Source organism: Streptomyces sp. CO7 (genome assembly GCF_053474865.1).
On record NZ_JBRIOU010000005.1, the window covers coordinates 491890 to 494415 of the forward strand.

The window sequence follows — 2526 nt, forward strand, 5'->3', positions numbered from 1 at the left end:
GGGCGCCCAGGGGGGAAGCGGCCAAGGCCTCGGGAGGGTGATCGGTGGAAAGGCTGTTGGGGGACGGGGGTCGCTGCTTAGGCTGACCGGGTGACGAAGTCTGCCTCGACGCTCGCTCCCGCGTATCTCCGCTTCCCGCACCTGCACGGCGACCTGGTCGCCTTCACCGCCGAGGACGACGTCTGGGTCGCCCCGCTCGACGGCGGCCGGGCCTGGCGGGTCAGCGCGGACAACATGCCGGTCAACCACCCCCGCATCTCCCCGGACGGCGCCCACGTCGCCTGGACCTCGGCCCGCGACGGCGCCCCCGAGGCGTACGCCGCCCCCGTGGACGGCGGCCCCGCGCGGCGCCTGACGCACTGGGGCGCGCCGACCACCCGGGTCCGCGGCTGGACCCCGGACGGACGGGTCCTGGTGACCTCCGCCCACGGAGAGGCCACCCTGCGCCGCTCCTGGGCCCGCGCCGTGCCACTGGACGGCGGCCCCGCCGAGCGGCTGCCGTACGGCCCGGTCGGCCACGTGGCCTTCGGCCCGCGCACCGTGCTGCTGTCCGCGCCGATGGGCCGTGAGGCGGCCTGGTGGAAGCGCTACCGGGGCGGCACCGCGGGCAAGCTGTGGATCGAGTCGGAGGAGGCGCCCGGCGAGTTCGCCCGCCTGCACGCCGACCTCGACGGCAACCTCGAGTACCCGCTGTGGGCGCGGGACAGGGTCGCGTTCCTGTCCGACCACGAGGGCGTCGGCGCCCTCTACTCCTCCCTCGCCGACGGTTCGGACCTGCGCCGCCACACCCCCGTCGGGGACGACGTCTTCTACGCCCGGCACGCCGCCACCGACGGCGAGCGCGTCGTGTACAGCTCGGCCGGCGAGCTCTGGCTGCTCGACGACCTGGACGGCGCCGAGCCGCGCCGCCTGGAGGTCCGCCTCGGCGGCCAGCGCGCCGACCTGCAGCCCTACCCCGTGACCCCCTCGCGCTGGCTCGGCGGCTTCTCGCCCGACCACACCGCCCGCGGCAGCGCCGTCACCGTCCGCGGCGGCGTCCACTGGGTCACCCACCGCTCCGGCCCGGCCCGCGCGCTGGCCGCCGGGCCGGGCGTGCGCAATCGGCTGGCCCGCGCCTTCCGGGTGGACGGCGAGGAGTGGGCGGTCTGGGTCACCGACGCCGAGGGCGAGGACGCCCTGGAGTTCGCCCCGGCGACCGGCCCCGCCGCGGGCGGCGGCCCGCGCCGGATCGGCGCCGGACGGCTCGGCCGGGTGCTGGGCCTGACCGTGGCGCCCGACGGCGGACGGTTCGCCGTCGCCTCCCACGACGGGCGGGTGCTGCTCGTCGAGCGGGAGAGCGGTGAGCTGCGCGAGGTGGACCGCAGCGAGAACGGCGACTGCTCAGGGCTCGTCTTCTCGCCCGACTCCGCCTGGCTGGCCTGGTCCCACCCGGGCGTCGGCGAACTCGCCCAGCTGAAGCTGGCGCACACCGCCGACCTGTCGGTGGTCGAGGCGACCCCGCTGCGGTTCCGGGACTTCTCGCCCGCCTTCACCCCCGACGGCAAGCACCTCGCCTTCCTGTCGGCGCGCGCCTTCGACCCGGTCTACGACGAGCACTCCTTCGACCTGGCCTTCGTCGGAGCCAACCGCCCCTACCTGATCACCCTCGCCGCCACCACGCCGTCCCCGTTCGGCCCGCAGCGGCACGGACGCCCGGTGGACGCGCCCGACAAGGACGAGACGCCGGAGAGCGAGGGCACCCCCGCCACCCGGATCGACCCCGAGGGCCTCGCCGACCGGATCGTGCCCTTCCCGGTGGAGGCAGCCCGGTACACCGCGCTGCGCACCGCGAAGGACGGCGTGCTGTGGCTGCGGCACCCGGTCGAGGGCGTGCTCGGCGCGTCGCGGGCCACCCCCGACGACTCCGGGCCCAAGAGCGACCTGGAGCGCTACGACCTGGCCCAGCTGCGGCTGGACACCCTGGGCGAGGACGTCGACGCCTACGCGGTCAGCGGCGACGGCAAGCGGCTGGCGGTGTGGGGCGGCGGGCGGCTCCGGGTGGTGCCGAGCGACCGGCGGGCCTCCGGCGACGACGAGGTCGCCGTGGACCTCGGCCGGATCCACCACCTCGTCGACCCGGCCGCCGAGTGGCGGCAGATGTTCGACGAGGCCGGGCGCCTGATGCGGGACAACTTCTGGCGCCCCGACCTCGGCGGCGTCGACTGGCAGGCCGTCCTGGACCGCTACCGCCCGGTCGTCGAGCGGCTCGCCACCCACGACGACCTGGTCGACCTGCTCTGGGAGGTGCAGGGCGAGCTCGGCACCTCGCACGCCTACGTCACGCCCGTCGGCCACGGCGGCGACGAGCGGCAGGGGCTGCTCGGCGCGGACGTCTCCCGGCACGAGGACGGGGCCTGGCGGGTCGACCGGGTGCTGCCCTCGGAGACCTCCGACCCCAAGGCGCGCTCCCCGCTGGCCGCCCCGGGCGTCGCGGTCCGGCCCGGCGACGCGATCGTCGCCGTCGGCGGGCGGCCCGTCGACCCGGTC

At 76.8% G+C, this 2526-nt stretch carries 1 protein-coding gene; it reads left to right on the top strand.

From position 1 onward, the window contains the following. Positions 1 to 90 precede the first annotated feature (90 nt). Positions 91 to 2526: S41 family peptidase (locus tag ACOV8S_RS20715; RefSeq protein ID WP_448319284.1), on the top strand; the 2436-nt coding region annotated here is incomplete at its 3' end.